Raw genomic sequence first — 14745 nt, forward strand, 5'->3', positions numbered from 1 at the left:
AATGAGCGCCGGGGTTCTGGCGTTTGGGTGCGTGGCGATTGAGTGCAACGCCAGATGCTGGAAACAAAAAAGCCGTCCAATGGACGGCTTTTTTGCGTTGGTGTCGAACCGACTCACTTCTGAGCCAAAAATTTCGTCGCCAGGTGCACCCAAAACGACGACCCCACCGGCAACAACTGATCGTTGAAGTCATAACTCGCGTTGTGCAGCATGCACGGACCAGCACCGTGTCCCGCATCCCGATGTCCGCCTTCGCCATTGCCAAGGAATGCGTAGCAGCCCGGCTTCTCCAGCAGCATGAACGAGAAGTCCTCGGCGCCCATGGTCGGCTCGACGTTTGCATCAACGTGCTCGGCGCCGACCACTTCCCGCATGACCTCCGCCGCGAACTGCGTCTCCGCGCTGCTGTTCACCGTCGGCGGATAGTTGCGATGAAAGCTGATGTCGACCGAGCACTCATACGCTTGCGCCGTGCTCTCGGCGATCTTGCGCAGCCGCGACTCGATCAGATCCAGCGTCTCCGTTGTGAAGGTACGCACCGTGCCCGCGATCCATGCCGTGTTCGGCACCACGTTGACCGCATCGCCGGCGTGAATCTGTGTGATCGAGAGCACGGCCGTATCGAGCGGCTTCTTGTTGCGCGTGATGATGCTCTGCAAACCGTTTGCAATCTGCACCGCCGTAAAGACGGGGTCCCGCCCGTTGTGCGGCAACGCGGCGTGCGAACCCACACCCTTGATTTCAATACGAAATTCGTTGCTTGAGGCCATGATCGGCCCTTCGGTCACGCCGAAATAGCCGGCCGGCATGCCGGGCCAGTTGTGAACGCCGAAAACGGCATCCACAGGAAATTGCTTGAAGAGGCCGTCGTCAATCATGGCTTTCGCGCCGGCGCCGCCTTCTTCGGCGGGCTGGAAAATAAACACGATGGTGCCGTCGAACTGGCCATGCCGCGCGAGATATTGTGCCGCGCCAAGCAGCATCGCCGTATGGCCGTCGTGCCCGCACGCGTGCATCTTGCCTTCGTTGCGCGAGCGATGATCGAACGTGTTGAGTTCCTGGATCGGTAGCGCGTCCATGTCGGCGCGTAATCCGACCATGCGCTTGCCCGTGCCGCGCTTGAGCACGCCGACGACGCCGGTCTTGCCCATGCCGCGATGCACTTCAATGCCCCATTCCGCGAGTTTCGCTGCGACGAGATCGGAGGTCTGAGTTTCTTCGTAGCGCAGTTCGGGATGTGCGTGGATCGTTCGTCGGAGGCCCTGAATTTCGCCTTGGGCGGCCTGGATTTCTGGAATCAGTTTCATGGCGGACAGTGCTCGAGAAGTGGGCGCCCGGCCTGTGTCTCCGAAATTGGCCGGGTCTAGATGGACCATTCTACGCCGAACCTTTTTTTTCGCGCCAACCCACAGGATGCGGACGGGCCCCGCGGCCCGGACATAATAAAATCCATCTACGACCGAATGCCTCACCCACGGATTTCCGATGAACGCCCCAGCCGAATTTGCCCGTGCGGTTTGTCCGCACGATTGTCCCGATACCTGCGCAATGCGCGTGACCGTCGAAAACGGCCGGGCGATCAAGGTGAGCGGCGACCCCGATCACCCGCCCACGCAGGGCGTGCTTTGCACGAAGGTGACGCGCTATGCCGAGCGAGTCCATCACCCGAAGCGTTTGACGCAGCCGATGAAGCGCGTCGGCCGCAAGGGGGAAGGGCGTTTCGAGCCGATTAGCTGGGACGAGGCCTGCCGCATCGCCGGTGAGCGTCTCGGCGAAATCGCCCGGCGCGTGCCTGAAGCGATCCTGCCGTACAGCTATGCCGGCACGATGGGACTCGTTCAGGGCGAAAGCATCGCCCAACGTTTCTTTCACAAGCTCGGCGCGTCGCGTCTCGATCGCGCGATCTGCGCTGCTGCGGGCGCTGCCGGTCTGCGTTATACGTACGGCTCGAGTTTAGGCATGCTCACGGAGTATTTCGCGGAAAGCGAAGTGATCCTGATCTGGGGCGCCAACCCGATCGCATCGAACCTGCACTTCTGGACCCGCGCGCAAGAAGCGAAGCGCAACGGCGCGAAGCTGATCGCGATCGATCCGTATCGTTCGCTCACGGCGGAGAAGTGCCATCAGCACATTGCGCTCAAGCCAGGCACGGACGGCGCGCTCGCGCTCGGCATGATGCACGTGCTGATCGCCGAGGACCGGCTCGACCACGATTACATCGCGGCCCACACCCACGGCTTCGACGCGTTGAAGGCGCGTTCGCTCGCCTACACGCCCGCGCGCGTCGCTGGGATTTGCGGCATCGAGGAGCAGGTCGTCGTCGATCTCGCGCGCCTCTATGCCTCGACGCGCAAGGCGGCCATCCGCATGAACTACGGCTTGCAACGCGTGCGCGGCGGCGGCAACGCCGTGCGCGCCATCGCCTGCCTGCCCGCGTTGACCGGCGCGTGGCGCGAGCGCGCGGGCGGCGTGCTGCTGTCGTCGTCGGGCTGGGCTCCAGTCGATGCGAACGCGCTTCAGCGTCCGGATCTGATTCCTGGCTGGCCGCAGCAGCAACCGCGCATCGTCAACATGAACCAGATCGGCGACGCGCTCACGCACGCTGGCGACGCCGCATTCGGGCCGAAGGTCGAAGCGATCGTCGTCTACAACTCGAACCCGGTTGCGGTTGCGCCCGAGTCGGCCAAAGTCGCTGCCGGCTTTGCGCGCGAGGACCTCTTTACCATCGTGCTCGAACAGTTCCAGACCGATACCGCCGATTACGCCGACCTCCTGCTGCCGGCCACGACCCAGCTCGAGCACATCGACGTCCACAAGTCCTACGGCCATACGTACGTCATGGCGAATCTGCCTGCCATCGCGCCCGTCGGCGAGGCGCGGCCGAATACCGAAATTTTCCGTTGCATCGCGCGCGCGATGGGCCTCACCGAGCCGGCGCTGTTCGAAAGCGACGAAGACGTGGCGGCCCGCGCATTCGACTGGAGCGATCCCGCGCTCGGCGGCGCCGACTGGGCGACGCTCAAGCGCGAAGGCTGGCTGAAGCTGTGTATTCCCGATGCGCCGTTCGCGAACGGCGGTTTTCGCACGCCCACGGGCAAGTGCGAGTTCCATAGCGAGTTGCTCGCGAAGGCCGGGCTCGATCCGCTGCCCGACTATTTGCCGCCGCATGAGTCCGCGGACGGCGCGCCCGAACTTGCGGCGCGCTATCCGCTCGCGATGATCTCGCCGCCCGCGCGCAACTTCCTGAACAGCACCTTCGTGAACGTGGAAAGCTTGCGCGCGACCGAAGGCGAGCCGCACGTGGACCTCCATCCCGCCGACGCCGCCCAGCGCGAAATTGCCGACGGCGACGAGGTTCGCGTGTTCAACGACCGCGGCTCGATGCGCGCGCGGGCGCGCGTGACCGACCGGGCACGCCGCGGCCTCGTAGTGGGGCTGTCGATCTGGTGGAAGAAGCTTGCGCCGGACGGCCGTAACGCCAACGAAGTGACGAGCCAGGCGCTCACCGATCTTGGCGGATCGGCAACCTTCTACGATTGCCTCGTCGAGGTGCAGCGCGCCTGAAAGCGCGTCGTGACGCTGCGAGCGCGCCCGGGCATACGTTCGAGGGGCCTTTCTAACCCGCTGATTTGCTGACATAAACGTTGGGTCGCCATGCTACGATCCAATTTTTTAGCACGACCATTCGAAAAATCAAGGAGGAGACGCTGCATGGAAAAAGTCTGGCTGAAATCGTACCCGCCCGGCGTTCCTGCTGAAATCGACGCGAGCCGCTACGCGTCCGTCACTGCGCTGCTCGAGGAGAGCTTCGGCGAATTCCGTGCAAAGCCTGCTTTTGCATGCATGGGCAAGACGATCACCTACGGTGAGCTGGACCAACTCTCGCAGCGTCTGGCGGCGTGGTTCCAGTCGCGCGGCATCGAACGCGGCGCGCGCATCGCGCTCATGATGCCCAACGTGCTCCAGTATCCCGTGGCGCTCGCCGCGGTGCTGCGCGCGGGCTACGTCGTCGTGAACGTGAATCCGCTCTACACGCCGCGCGAACTCGAACACCAGTTGAAGGACAGCGGCGCTGAGGCGATTGTCGTCCTCGAGAATTTCGCCGGGACCGTGAGCGCCGTCGTCGCCAATACGCGCGTGAAGCACGTGCTGGTCGCGGCGATGGGAGATCTCCTGGGCGCGAAGGGCTTCGTCGTCAACTTCGTCGTGCGGCGCGTGAAGAAGATGGTGCCCGCCTGGAATCTGCCCGGCCACGTGCGCTTCAACGACGCGCTCGCCGAGGGCGCGCGCAAAGGCTTCAAGCGCGTCGAGCAGACGCCCGCGGACGTCGCCTTCCTCCAGTACACGGGCGGCACGACGGGTGTGGCCAAGGGCGCGACGCTGCTGCATGGCAATCTTGTCGCCAACGTGCTGCAGTCGGCGGCATGGACCGAACCCGCGCTCGAGAAACTGCCGTCCGGCGCGCAACCGGTGACGGTCGCGGCATTGCCGCTTTATCACGTATTCGCGTTGACCGTTTGCGGGCTGCTGACGCTGCGCACGGGCGGTCTCGCGATCCTGATTCCGAACCCGCGCGATATCGGCGGCATGATCAAGGAGCTGCACGGCTACTCCATCACGTGTTTCCCGGCGGTCAACACCCTCTACAACGCGATGCTCAACCATCCGGAATTCGGCAATCTGGACTTCACGCACCTGCTCGTTGCCAACGGCGGCGGCATGGCAGTGCAGGAAGCCGTGGCCAGGCGCTGGTACGAGCGCACGCATACGCCGATCGTCGAAGGCTACGGTCTCTCGGAAACGTCGCCCAGCGTGACCTGCAATCCGGTCACGGCGACCGAATACACCGGCACGATCGGTCTGCCGCTGCCATCCACCGAAATCTCGATTCGCGACGACGCCGGCAACGAGCTGCCGATCGGCGAGGCCGGTGAAATCTGTATTCGCGGGCCGCAGGTGATGGCGGGCTACTGGCAGCGTCCGGAAGAAACGGCGAAGGTCATGACGCCGGACGGCTACTTCAAGTCGGGCGACGTGGGCATCATCAATGAGCGCGGCTACATCAAGCTCGTCGACCGCAAGAAGGACATGATTCTGGTCTCGGGCTTCAATGTCTACCCGAACGAAGTCGAGGACGTCGTCGCGAAGCTGCCGGGCGTGTTCGAAGTGGCGGCGGTGGGCGTTCCGGACCAGAACTCGGGCGAAGCGGTGAAGCTCTATATCGTCAGGAAGGATCCGGCGCTCACCGACAACGACGTGTTCGAGTACTGCAAGACGCAGCTCACCGGCTACAAGCGGCCGAAGATCATCGAGTTCCGCAACGATCTGCCCAAGAGCAATGTCGGCAAGATCCTGCGCCGCGAATTGCGCGACGGCCGCGCCTGAAGGCGCAGGAACGAAGCGAAGAGCAAGTAGCAAACGAGAAGCGGCCTGCCCACCGGGGGCAGGCCGTTTTTTTACGCGAGCCGTCGCGAAACCAGGCGTCGCGCCAAAGAAAAAAGGCGCCCGGAGGCGCCTTCGAGATTACAGCGACTGTTCTTATTAGAACTTGTGACGGATGCCGACGCGAGCCGTGAACACGTTGTTGGTGCTCGACGGCGTCAGGCCGTTGATCGATGCAACGGCGGAGTCGCCCGTCGAATCGGTGCCCGAAGCGTGCTGATACACGCCGATCAGGTAGACGTCCGTACGCTTGGACAGGAAGTAGTCCGTACCGACTGCGTACTGGTAGTACTTCGCGCCGCTTTGGCTCGAACCGTCTGCACGCGTGACGCTGTTGCCGTCCGTGTAGTCGAATGCGAAGCCTGCCAGCAGAGCCGGCGTGAACTGGTACTTGAAGTTCGCTTCGACGTTGTTGAACGTGGCGTTCGTGCCGCGCGCGAAGCCCGACGTTGCCGTCGTGCCGAGGTCGCGGAAGCTCACGTTCGAGTACGTCACGCCGAACGTTGCTGCGCCGAACGTGTACGCACCGCCTGCACCGATGACCTGGTACGTGTTGGCCGAAGCGAAGCCACCGTAGACCGGGTTGCCCGCAGCCGTCAGCGGCGAGACCGAACCGCCGTTGTTGAAGATACCGCCGGTGGCGTTCGGCGTACGTGCGTTCAGGTAACCAACGCCGAGGGCGAGGGGGCCGTTGTTATAGCCGGCGCCCAACGACCAGATCTGGTTGTGCGTGAAGTCGCCAGCCTGACCGCCGAAGCTGTACGTGCCGCCGAACGTCAGGCCACCATAGTTAGCGCTGGTGTACTTGACCGTGTTGTTCGTACGGTAGGCGTTGTTGAAGTTGTCCAGATCCTGCGGGTGAGCCGCGATGTAGCCGCCCCACTGGTCGCCGGCTTCGAGCGGACCGACGTAGTCGACGACGGAGTCGTACTGACGACCCAGCGTGACCGTGCCGGCTTGTGCGCTGGAGAGGCCGACATAGGCTTGACGACCGAACATCAGGCCGCCCTGGCCGAGCTTGCCGGTGTTCACGTCAAAACCGTTTTCCAGCACGAAGACTGCCTTCAGGCCGCCGCCGAGGTCCTCAGCGCCGCGCAGGCCGAAACGGCTGCCTTGCATCACGCCGCTCGACAGGTTGTACAGGTGATGACCACCTGCATTCGTATTGATGTTGAAACCTTCGTCGATGATGCCGTACAGCGTGACGCTGCTCTGAGCGTGAGCAACGCCCGCGAACGCGCCCAGCGCAGCCAGCGCGAGAAGCGACTTCTTCATTGAATGATCTCCAGTGTTTGCGAATCTTTTGCGTCTTTTAACGGGACCGGTTTTTTATCTTGCGTGGGTCCTGTCCTTCTAACTTCGCGAGAAGTTGGCATGTAATGTAACAAAAGGGTTAATAGTCACAAAGGAAAAGCCAGGGCCTCGCTAAGTACCTGTTTCGTTTACACAACATGGTCTAGAATATGCGGCTAGCTATCGGCGCTGCCCCGGATTGACGGATCTCCGTGAGTTTGTGTAGAGGTGAAAGGGCAGTCCGGGCGAGCGAGAAATCCGGCTCGCCAATGCAGTGACGTGGCCAATGTGGCAACGATGTGGCAATAAACGGGAGGGTGGATGACGCTAGACGACTTGATTACCGAATTCGACCGGGGCCTGCGCTCTCTCACCGGCGTATCGCGCATGACGCGCCCGATGCCACAGCCATCCCCCGTTACCATCGAAGTGACGCCCGAGGGCGATGCCGTGCCGGCCGGCAGCGAACTTACGCCAGCCGAGCGCACGCATGCCGCTGCGCTCATGCGCGTGAATCACGTGGGCGAGGTGTGTGCCCAGGCGCTGTATCAGGCGCAGAAAATTTCGGCGCGCTCGCCCTCGCTCAAGGCCGCCTTCGAACAGGCCGCGCGCGAAGAAGAGGATCACCTTGCATGGACCTCGCGCCGGCTTCAGGCGCTCGACTCGCGTCCGAGCCTGCTCAATCCGCTCTGGTACGCCGGCGCGCTCGCGATCGGCTTCGCCGCCGGGCGCCTGGGCGACAAAGTGAGCCTCGGCTTCATGGCCGAAACCGAACGTCAGGTCGAGCATCATCTCGACAGCCATCTCGACAGCCTGCCGCCCGCCGATCTCGAATCGCGTGCGGTCGTCGAGCAGATGCGCGCCGATGAAATCTCGCACGCGAAATCGGCTGCCGATCTGGGTGGAGTGGAACTGCCGTTACCGGTGCGTTCGCTCATGCGAGTTGCCTCGAAAGTCATGACGCGCACCGCCTACTACATCTAGTTAGTCATGGGGCCGACAAACCCAGTCGGCCCAAATCCGTATTAATCTTTCAGAGCTTTCAGCCCCGGTTTTAATCCCCTCAAGCCCCCGCTCGATCCCCGCCATAGGCCGTTTATCGCCGCGCTTTTCACGTATCACCTTCACAACCTGCGTTAGTTCTTTCATTCATAACGGTTTTTGGCTTTTCTCCCGACTTCAACAAGTGCCGCTAAGTCCTTGTTCTAGCGGATAAATTTCGTCAAAAAACGTCCGGTCTCCCTTGACCCTCGTTGGGCGTTCCTCTAAAGTGGGAGACAGTGTGAGAAAGTGTATTTTTGTGTGATTTCAGGCGCGTATTCAGGTAGATTTTCCGGGATTTCAGGCGGGCGGCGAAAAGCGCCGCATTAGGGGGAGCAAATTGTTCCAGGGGGCGTCGGCGCTGACACTCGATGCGAAAGGACGGATGTCGATTCCGTCTCGCTATCGTGAAGCGCTGCAACAACAGGCAGAAGGCCGGGTGACGATCACCAAGCACCCGGACGGCTGCCTGTTGCTATTTCCGCGCCCCGAATGGGAAGTGTTCCGCTCGAAGGTCGCCGCCTTGCCAATGGATGCGCACTGGTGGCGCCGCATTTTTCTCGGCAATGCGTCCGACGTCGATGTCGACAGTGCCGGCCGCGTGCTCGTCTCACCTGAATTGCGTCTGGCGGCAGGAATGGAAAAGGAAGTCATGCTGCTCGGCATGGGTAGTCATTTTGAGTTGTGGGATGCACAGACCTACGCCGCCAAGGAACAGGCGGCGATGGCTCAGGGCATGCCCGACGCCCTGAAAAATTTCACGTTCTGATCGCGGTTAAAAAGCTATGGCATCTGCGATGGGACAGGGACTGCAGCATCGCACGGTGCTGCTAGACGAAGCGGTCAACGCGCTGATCACGCGCGCGGACGGCGTCTATGTGGACGGCACGTTCGGCCGCGGCGGGCACAGTCGCGCGATCCTCGGGCGTCTGGGAGATGCCGGGCGTCTGATCGCGTTCGACAAGGATCCGCTCGCGATCGCCACTGCCGAACAGGTGGGCGACGCGCGGTTTTCCATCGTGCATGAGAGTTTTGCTTCGCTGCGCGACGAGCTCGCGTCGCGCGGGGTAGGGCGTGTGTCGGGAGTGTTGCTGGACCTTGGCGTGTCGTCGCCGCAGTTCGACGATCCGCAGCGCGGTTTCAGTTTCCGCGCGGATGGTCCGCTCGACATGCGGATGGACCCGACGCGCGGCGAGTCCGCCGCTGACTGGCTCGCTCGGGCCACGGTGCAGGAACTGACGGAGGTAATTCGGGATTATGGGGAAGAACGGTTTGCTTTTCAGATTGCAAAGGCGCTTGTTGCTCGCCGGGCAGAGTCCGACCGTCTCGGGCCTCTCGACAGCACGGGCGAGCTTGCCCAAATCGTGGCTAACGTCGTCAAAACCCGTGAGAAGGGTAAGGACCCGGCAACCCGCACCTTTCAAGCTATACGGATTCACGTCAATCAAGAGCTTGCGGAGCTGCAGGTCGTTCTAGAAGCAGCATTGTCGTTGCTGGAACAGGGGGGGCGGCTGGTGGTCATCAGCTTTCATTCGCTCGAAGACCGGATCGTCAAGCGGTTCATGCAGGCGCACGCCAGCGCGCCGGCGGTGGACCGCCGCTTGCCGATCCGCGCCGTCGACCTCCCGAGCCCGCCGCTCAAGCTGCTCGGCCGCGTGTTCGCGAGCGACGAGGAAGTCGCCGCGAACCCGCGCGCCCGCTCGGCCGTGATGCGCACCGCGGAGCGCGTCACGCCATGAATCGTCTGAACATCTTCCTGCTGATCGTCGTGATGGGGTGTGCGCTTTCCGTCGTGAACGCCACCAATCAGCAGCGCCAGATCTTCATCCAGTTGCAACGCGCGCAGTCGCAGGAGCATCAGCTTCAGCAGGACTACGCACAGCTTCAATATCAGCAGAGCGCGCTGTCGAGAACGTCGCGCATCGAACAGATCGCCACCGACTCGCTCAAGATGCAGCCCGTCACGACCGGACGCACGCAATATCTGACGCTCGCGCCCGGCAGCGCAACCGCCGTCGACGCTCCCGTGCCGACCTCGGCGCTCCCGCAGGGCGCCGCGACCCCGCCTGCCCGGCGCGGAGGCGTGCGATGAAAAAGGACAATCGCCGCAAGAGCGTTGCCTTCAGCGCCAACCCCATTCTCTCCGTGCGCCTGCCGATGTGGCGCTCGAAGCTCGTCGTGTTCCTGCTATTCATGGCGTTCGTCGCGCTTGCCGCGCGCGCGTTCTGGATTCAGGGTCCAGGCAACGCGTTCTATCAGAAGCAGGGCGAAAGCCGCTATCAGCGCACCATCGAGCTGCCGGCCACGCGCGGCAAGATTCTCGACCGCAACGGGCTCGTGCTCGCCACGAGCCTGCCCGTGCGCGCGATCTGGGCGATTCCCGAAGCCGTGCCCGACGATCTCGGCGCCGACAAGCTCAACCAGCTCGGTGCGCTGCTCGGCATGAATACGAAAGAGCTGCGCGCGAAGCTCTCCGAAGACAAGCCGTTTGTCTACGTGAAGCGCCAGGTGCCGCTCGACATCGCGCAGAAGGTGACGGCGCTCGACATCCCCGGCATTTATCAGCGCAACGAGTACAAGCGCTTCTATCCGGAAGGCGACGTCACCGCGCACTTGATCGGCTTCACCAACGTCGAGGACGAAGGTCAGGAAGGCGTCGAGCTGTCCGACCAGAAGGTGCTCGCGGGCGTGCCCGGCATTCGCCACGTCATCAAGGACCGCATGGGGCATATCGTCGAGGACGTCGACGAAACGGTCGTGCCCCACGATGGCCAGGACGTCGAACTGTCGATCGACAGCAAGATTCAATACATCGCGTATTCGAACCTCAAGGCCGCCGTGGAGAAGTTCAGGGCCAAGGCCGGCGCGGCGATGGTGGTGGACGTGCGCACGGGCGAAGTGCTCGCGCTCGTGAATTATCCGACCTACAACCCGAACGACCGCTCGCACCTCACGGGCGAGCAGTTGCGCAACCGCATTCTCACCGACGTGTTCGAGCCGGGCTCGATCATGAAGCCGTTCACGATCTCGCTCGCGCTGGATCTGCATCGCGTGTCGCCGTCTACACTGGTGGATACGGGTGCGGGGCACTTCACGCTCGACGGCGCGACGATCACCGACGACGCCGGCTTCGGCGTGCTCACCGTCGGCGGCGTGATCCAGAAGTCGAGCAACATCGGCGCGACCAAGATCGCCATGACGCTCCGGCCCGAAGAAATGTGGGACATGTACACCAGCATCGGTCTCGGTCAGGCGCCGAAGGTCGGGTTCCCCGGCGCGGCGGCGGGCCGTCTGCGTCCGTGGAAAAGCTGGCGCCGCATCGAGCAGGCGACGATGTCCTACGGCTACGGCCTCTCCGTTTCGCTGTTCCAGCTCGCGCGCGCGTACACGGCCATCGCGCACGACGGCCAGATCCTGCCCGTCACGATTTTCCGCCACCCGGGCGACACGCAGCCGGTGCAGGGCACGCAGGTCTTCGCGCCGACCACGGCGCGCGAAGTGCGCACGATGCTGGAGAGCGTGGTGTCGAAGGACGGCACGTCGCCCGACGCCGCCGTGCCCGGCTACCGCGTGGGCGGCAAGTCCGGTACGGCGTACAAGCACGGCCCGCACGGCTACGATCACTCGAAGTACCGCGCATCGTTCGTCGGCATGGCGCCGATGCCGAATCCGCGCATCGTCGTGGCCGTCACGGTCGACGAACCGACCGCCGGCAGCCACTTCGGCGGCGCGGTGTCGGGTCCGGTTTTCTCGGGCATCGTCGGCGATACGCTGCGCTCGCTCAATGTGCCGCCGGATATGCCGGTGAAGCAACTCGTCGTCGAGGACAATAGCGCCGCCGCTTCCACACCGGCTGCCGCGAATGCGCCGGCTACGCCTGTGAAACGCGTGGCGAACGCGAGCGCAGCGAAAAATGCCGCCGCCGCGCATCACATGACCGTCGCGGACAACGCGAAAAATCGACCCGGAGTCGTCCGATGAGCGCCACGCGCACCCAGCATCCCGCGCACCGGCAGATCGCGGACGCGCTCGCATGGCTGCGCGCGCACGTCGCGCCCACAGCCGATCTGCACGCCGACACGCGCTCGCTCAAGCCGGGCGACGTGTTTCTCGCTTACGCCGTCGAGGGCGCGGATAACCGCCCGCATATTGCCAACGCCATCGAGCGTGGCGCCGCCGCCGTGCTGTATCAGCCGGAGGGCTACACGGGCGAAACGCTCGACGCGGCGGGCGCGCTCGCCGTGCCGCAGCTCGACGTGCTCGCGGGCGAAATCGCAAGCGGCTGGTATGGCGATCCGAGCGATGCGATGCTCGTGGTCGGCGTGACGGGTACGAACGGCAAGACGTCGTGCAGTCAATGGATCGCCTCGGCGTTTACGGCCATCGGCCAGAAGTGCGCGATCGTCGGCACGCTGGGCACCGGTTTTCCGGGGCAGCTCGTGCACACGGGCTTCACCACGCCCGACGCGCCGCAATTGCAACGCAGCGTCGCGCAATTGCGCGCCGAAGGCGCACAGGCGATCGCGATGGAAGTCTCCTCGCATGCGCTGCATCAGGGCCGCGTGAACGGGACGTCGTTCGACATCGCCATCTTCACGAATCTCACGCAAGATCATCTCGATTATCACCACACGTTCGAGGCGTACGAAGCCGCGAAGGCGCGACTGTTCGCATGGCCGGGACTGCGCGCCGCGATCATCAACGCCGACGACGCAGCGGGCCGCCGCCTGATCGCCGCCACGCGCTGCAAGGCGCGCACGATCGCATATAGCGTGGCGACGCCTGCCGCCGACGCACCCGTTGCCGACGCCTGGCTGCGCGCGAACGACGTGCGAGCCACCGCCACGGGCACGGCGTTCCATCTGGAAACGTCGGACTGGGGCGAGGCGCAGGTCGAAGTGCATGTTCTTGGCCTCTTCAACGTGAGCAATCTGCTCGGCGTGCTCGGCGCGCTGCTTGCGGCGAACGTGCCGCTCGTCGCGGCGCTCAACGAGATTTCGAAGCTGCAGCCGGTGAACGGCCGCATGGAGCGTCTTGGCGGCCGGGCCGATCACGACGAGCCGCTTGTCGTGATCGATTACGCGCACACACCGGACGCGCTCGAAAAAACACTCGAAGCGCTGCGCCCGATGGCGGCCGCACGCGGCGGCCAGCTCGTCTGCATGTTCGGCTGCGGCGGCGATCGCGACGCAACCAAGCGCCCGCTGATGGGCGCAATTGCCGAACGGCTCGCCGATCAGGTCGTCGTGACGAGCGATAACCCGCGCAGCGAAGCGCCCGCCGCGATCATCGACCAGATCGCACAAGGCATGCGCGAGCCCGCGAAGGCGCGCCGCATCGAGGACCGCGCGAGCGCAATCCTGCAAGCGGTGCGCGGCGCGGCGCGCGAAGACGTCGTCGTGCTGGCCGGCAAGGGCCACGAGGCGACCCAGGAAATCATGGGCAAAAAGCGCGCGTTCTCCGATCAGGACCACGCGCGGCTTGCTCTCGCCGCGCGTGCCACGCACGGGCGCGGAGGTGGTGAATGACGATGCTTTCCCTGCGCGAAGCCGCGGCGCTGATTCCCGGCGCGAGCGTACTCGGCGACGAGAACGCAACGTTCGAGCGCATTTCGACCGACAGCCGCACGACGGGCCCGGGCGATCTCTTCGTCGCGCTCAAGGGCGACCGCTTCGATGCGCACGACTTTCTCGGCGAAGTCGCGAACCGTCACGTGAGCGCGGCGCTCGTTTCGCGCAGCCCCGGCGACTGGCGCATTCCCGCGCTGCGCGTGGACGACACGCGCAAGGCGCTCGGCGCGCTCGCGCTCGGCTGGCGCCGCCGCTTCTCCATGCCGCTCGTCGCCGTGACAGGCAGCAACGGCAAGACCACGGTCAAGGAAATGATCGCGTCGATCTTCGCGGCGGCCGTTGGTGAAAATTTGCGTCTCGCGACGACCGGAAACCTCAATAACGACATCGGCGTGCCGTTAACGTTGCTGCGTTTGAGCAGCGCTCATCGGCTGGCCGTGGTCGAACTGGGCATGAATCACCCGGGCGAGACCGACCTGCTCGCGAAGTTCGCCGAGCCGACAGTCGCGGTGGTGAACAACGCGCAGCGCGAGCACCAGGAATTCATGGCGACGGTGGAAGCGGTAGCACTCGAGCATGCGAGCGTGATTCATGCGCTCAAGCCCACGGGCGTCGCCGTGTTTCCCGCCGACGATGCCTACGCGAGCATCTGGCGCGTGGCGGCAACGGGTTCGCGCATTCTCGACTTCGCGCTGCACACGCAGACGAGTGCCGTCGAAGCGGCGGTCACCGGCAAGCTCGTCAGCGCGCTGGGCGGCAACCGTCTCGCGATCGCGACGCCGGAAGGCCATCTCGAAGTCGAGTTGAAGGTGCTGGGCGCGCACAACGCACACAACGCGCTCGCGGCCGCGGCGGCGGCGATTGCGTCGGGCGTCCCGCTCGAAGCGATCGGCCGCGGGCTGGAGGCGTTCGAGCCGGTGAAGGGCCGCTTGCAGGTAAAGCGCGCGGCGGCTGGCGAGCTGGCGGGCGCAACGGTAATCGACGACACCTACAACGCGAATCCCGATTCGGTGCGTGCGGCGATCGACGTGCTCGCTTCGCGCGTATCGCCGCGCGTGCTCGTGCTGGGCGACATGGGCGAAGTCGGCGACGACGGTCCCGCGTTTCACCGCGAGGTGGGCGCTTACGCGAAAGAGCGTGGCATCGACGCGCTCTACACGCTCGGCGACGCGGCGCGTGACAGCGCGGCGGCGTTCGGCGCGCAGGCCGTGCATTCGGCCGACGTGGGCGAACTCGTGCGCTCGCTCGCTGGCGGCGGTTACGGCGCCGGCGCAACGATTCTCGTGAAAGGCTCGCGCTTCATGCAGATGGAGCGTGTGGTGGCCGCTTTGACGAATCCGCAAAACCCTGCGCCGGACGCCAGGTCCGGCGCGCACTGAAATACTAAGGAATACAAGGC

The 14745-nt window shown here is 64.2% G+C and carries 11 protein-coding genes; 9 read left to right on the forward strand and 2 right to left on the reverse strand.

Annotated elements, in window-relative coordinates:
- Positions 1 to 113 precede the first annotated feature (113 nt).
- The gene (locus tag U5768_RS29800; RefSeq protein WP_322033970.1) at positions 114 to 1307 is read right to left on the reverse strand and encodes a M20 aminoacylase family protein; all 1194 of its coding nucleotides are present in this window, start codon (positions 1305 to 1307) and stop codon (positions 114 to 116) included.
- 178 nt (positions 1308 to 1485) lie between these two features.
- Between U5768_RS29800 and U5768_RS29805 the strand changes: the two genes are divergently transcribed.
- Positions 1486 to 3564, forward strand: coding sequence for a molybdopterin oxidoreductase family protein (locus U5768_RS29805; protein ID WP_322033912.1), 2079 nt, complete (start codon positions 1486 to 1488; stop codon positions 3562 to 3564).
- Positions 3565 to 3711: 147 nt separating this feature from the next.
- Positions 3712 to 5385: a long-chain fatty acid--CoA ligase gene (locus tag U5768_RS29810; protein WP_322033913.1), complete on the forward strand. Its 1674-nt coding sequence runs from the start codon at positions 3712 to 3714 to the stop codon at positions 5383 to 5385.
- A gap of 156 nt (positions 5386 to 5541) precedes the next feature.
- On the opposite strand, the gene U5768_RS29815 is transcribed toward U5768_RS29810, so the two are convergent.
- The gene (locus U5768_RS29815; RefSeq protein WP_322033914.1) at positions 5542 to 6717 is read right to left on the reverse strand and encodes a porin; all 1176 of its coding nucleotides are present in this window, start codon (positions 6715 to 6717) and stop codon (positions 5542 to 5544) included.
- Positions 6718 to 7056: 339 nt separating this feature from the next.
- Here U5768_RS29815 and coq7 point away from each other — a divergent pair, with 339 nt between their 5' ends.
- The 7 genes from coq7 (at position 7057) to U5768_RS29850 (ending at position 14725) form a co-directional block, all read left to right on the forward strand.
- On the forward strand, positions 7057 to 7719 hold the full coding sequence (gene coq7, locus U5768_RS29820) for a 2-polyprenyl-3-methyl-6-methoxy-1,4-benzoquinone monooxygenase (RefSeq protein ID WP_322033915.1): 663 nt from the start codon (positions 7057 to 7059) through the stop codon (positions 7717 to 7719).
- Positions 7720 to 8116: 397 nt separating this feature from the next.
- A complete protein-coding gene (gene mraZ, locus U5768_RS29825; RefSeq protein ID WP_028207782.1) occupies positions 8117 to 8545 on the forward strand; it encodes a division/cell wall cluster transcriptional repressor MraZ in 429 nt (142 codons plus the stop codon).
- A 28-nt stretch (positions 8546 to 8573) separates the two neighbouring features.
- Positions 8574 to 9515, forward strand: a complete 942-nt coding sequence (gene rsmH, locus U5768_RS29830; protein WP_322033916.1) for a 16S rRNA (cytosine(1402)-N(4))-methyltransferase RsmH — start codon at positions 8574 to 8576, stop codon at positions 9513 to 9515.
- Positions 9512 to 9868, forward strand: coding sequence for a cell division protein FtsL (gene ftsL / locus U5768_RS29835; protein ID WP_322033917.1), 357 nt, complete (start codon positions 9512 to 9514; stop codon positions 9866 to 9868). Before rsmH ends, ftsL begins: the two co-directional genes overlap by 4 nt.
- Entirely contained in the window at positions 9865 to 11757 is a 1893-nt protein-coding gene (locus tag U5768_RS29840) for a penicillin-binding protein 2 (protein WP_322033918.1), read from the forward strand. Before ftsL ends, U5768_RS29840 begins: the two co-directional genes overlap by 4 nt.
- Entirely contained in the window at positions 11754 to 13304 is a 1551-nt protein-coding gene (locus U5768_RS29845) for a UDP-N-acetylmuramoyl-L-alanyl-D-glutamate--2,6-diaminopimelate ligase (protein ID WP_322033919.1), read from the forward strand. Before U5768_RS29840 ends, U5768_RS29845 begins: the two co-directional genes overlap by 4 nt.
- Complete coding sequence (locus U5768_RS29850) at positions 13301 to 14725, forward strand: UDP-N-acetylmuramoyl-tripeptide--D-alanyl-D-alanine ligase (protein WP_322033920.1); 1425 nt, start codon at positions 13301 to 13303, stop codon at positions 14723 to 14725. Before U5768_RS29845 ends, U5768_RS29850 begins: the two co-directional genes overlap by 4 nt.
- Positions 14726 to 14745: the final 20 nt, after the last annotated feature.

Source organism: Paraburkholderia sp. J76, from assembly GCF_905220295.1.
GTDB lineage: Bacteria > Pseudomonadota > Gammaproteobacteria > Burkholderiales > Burkholderiaceae > Paraburkholderia.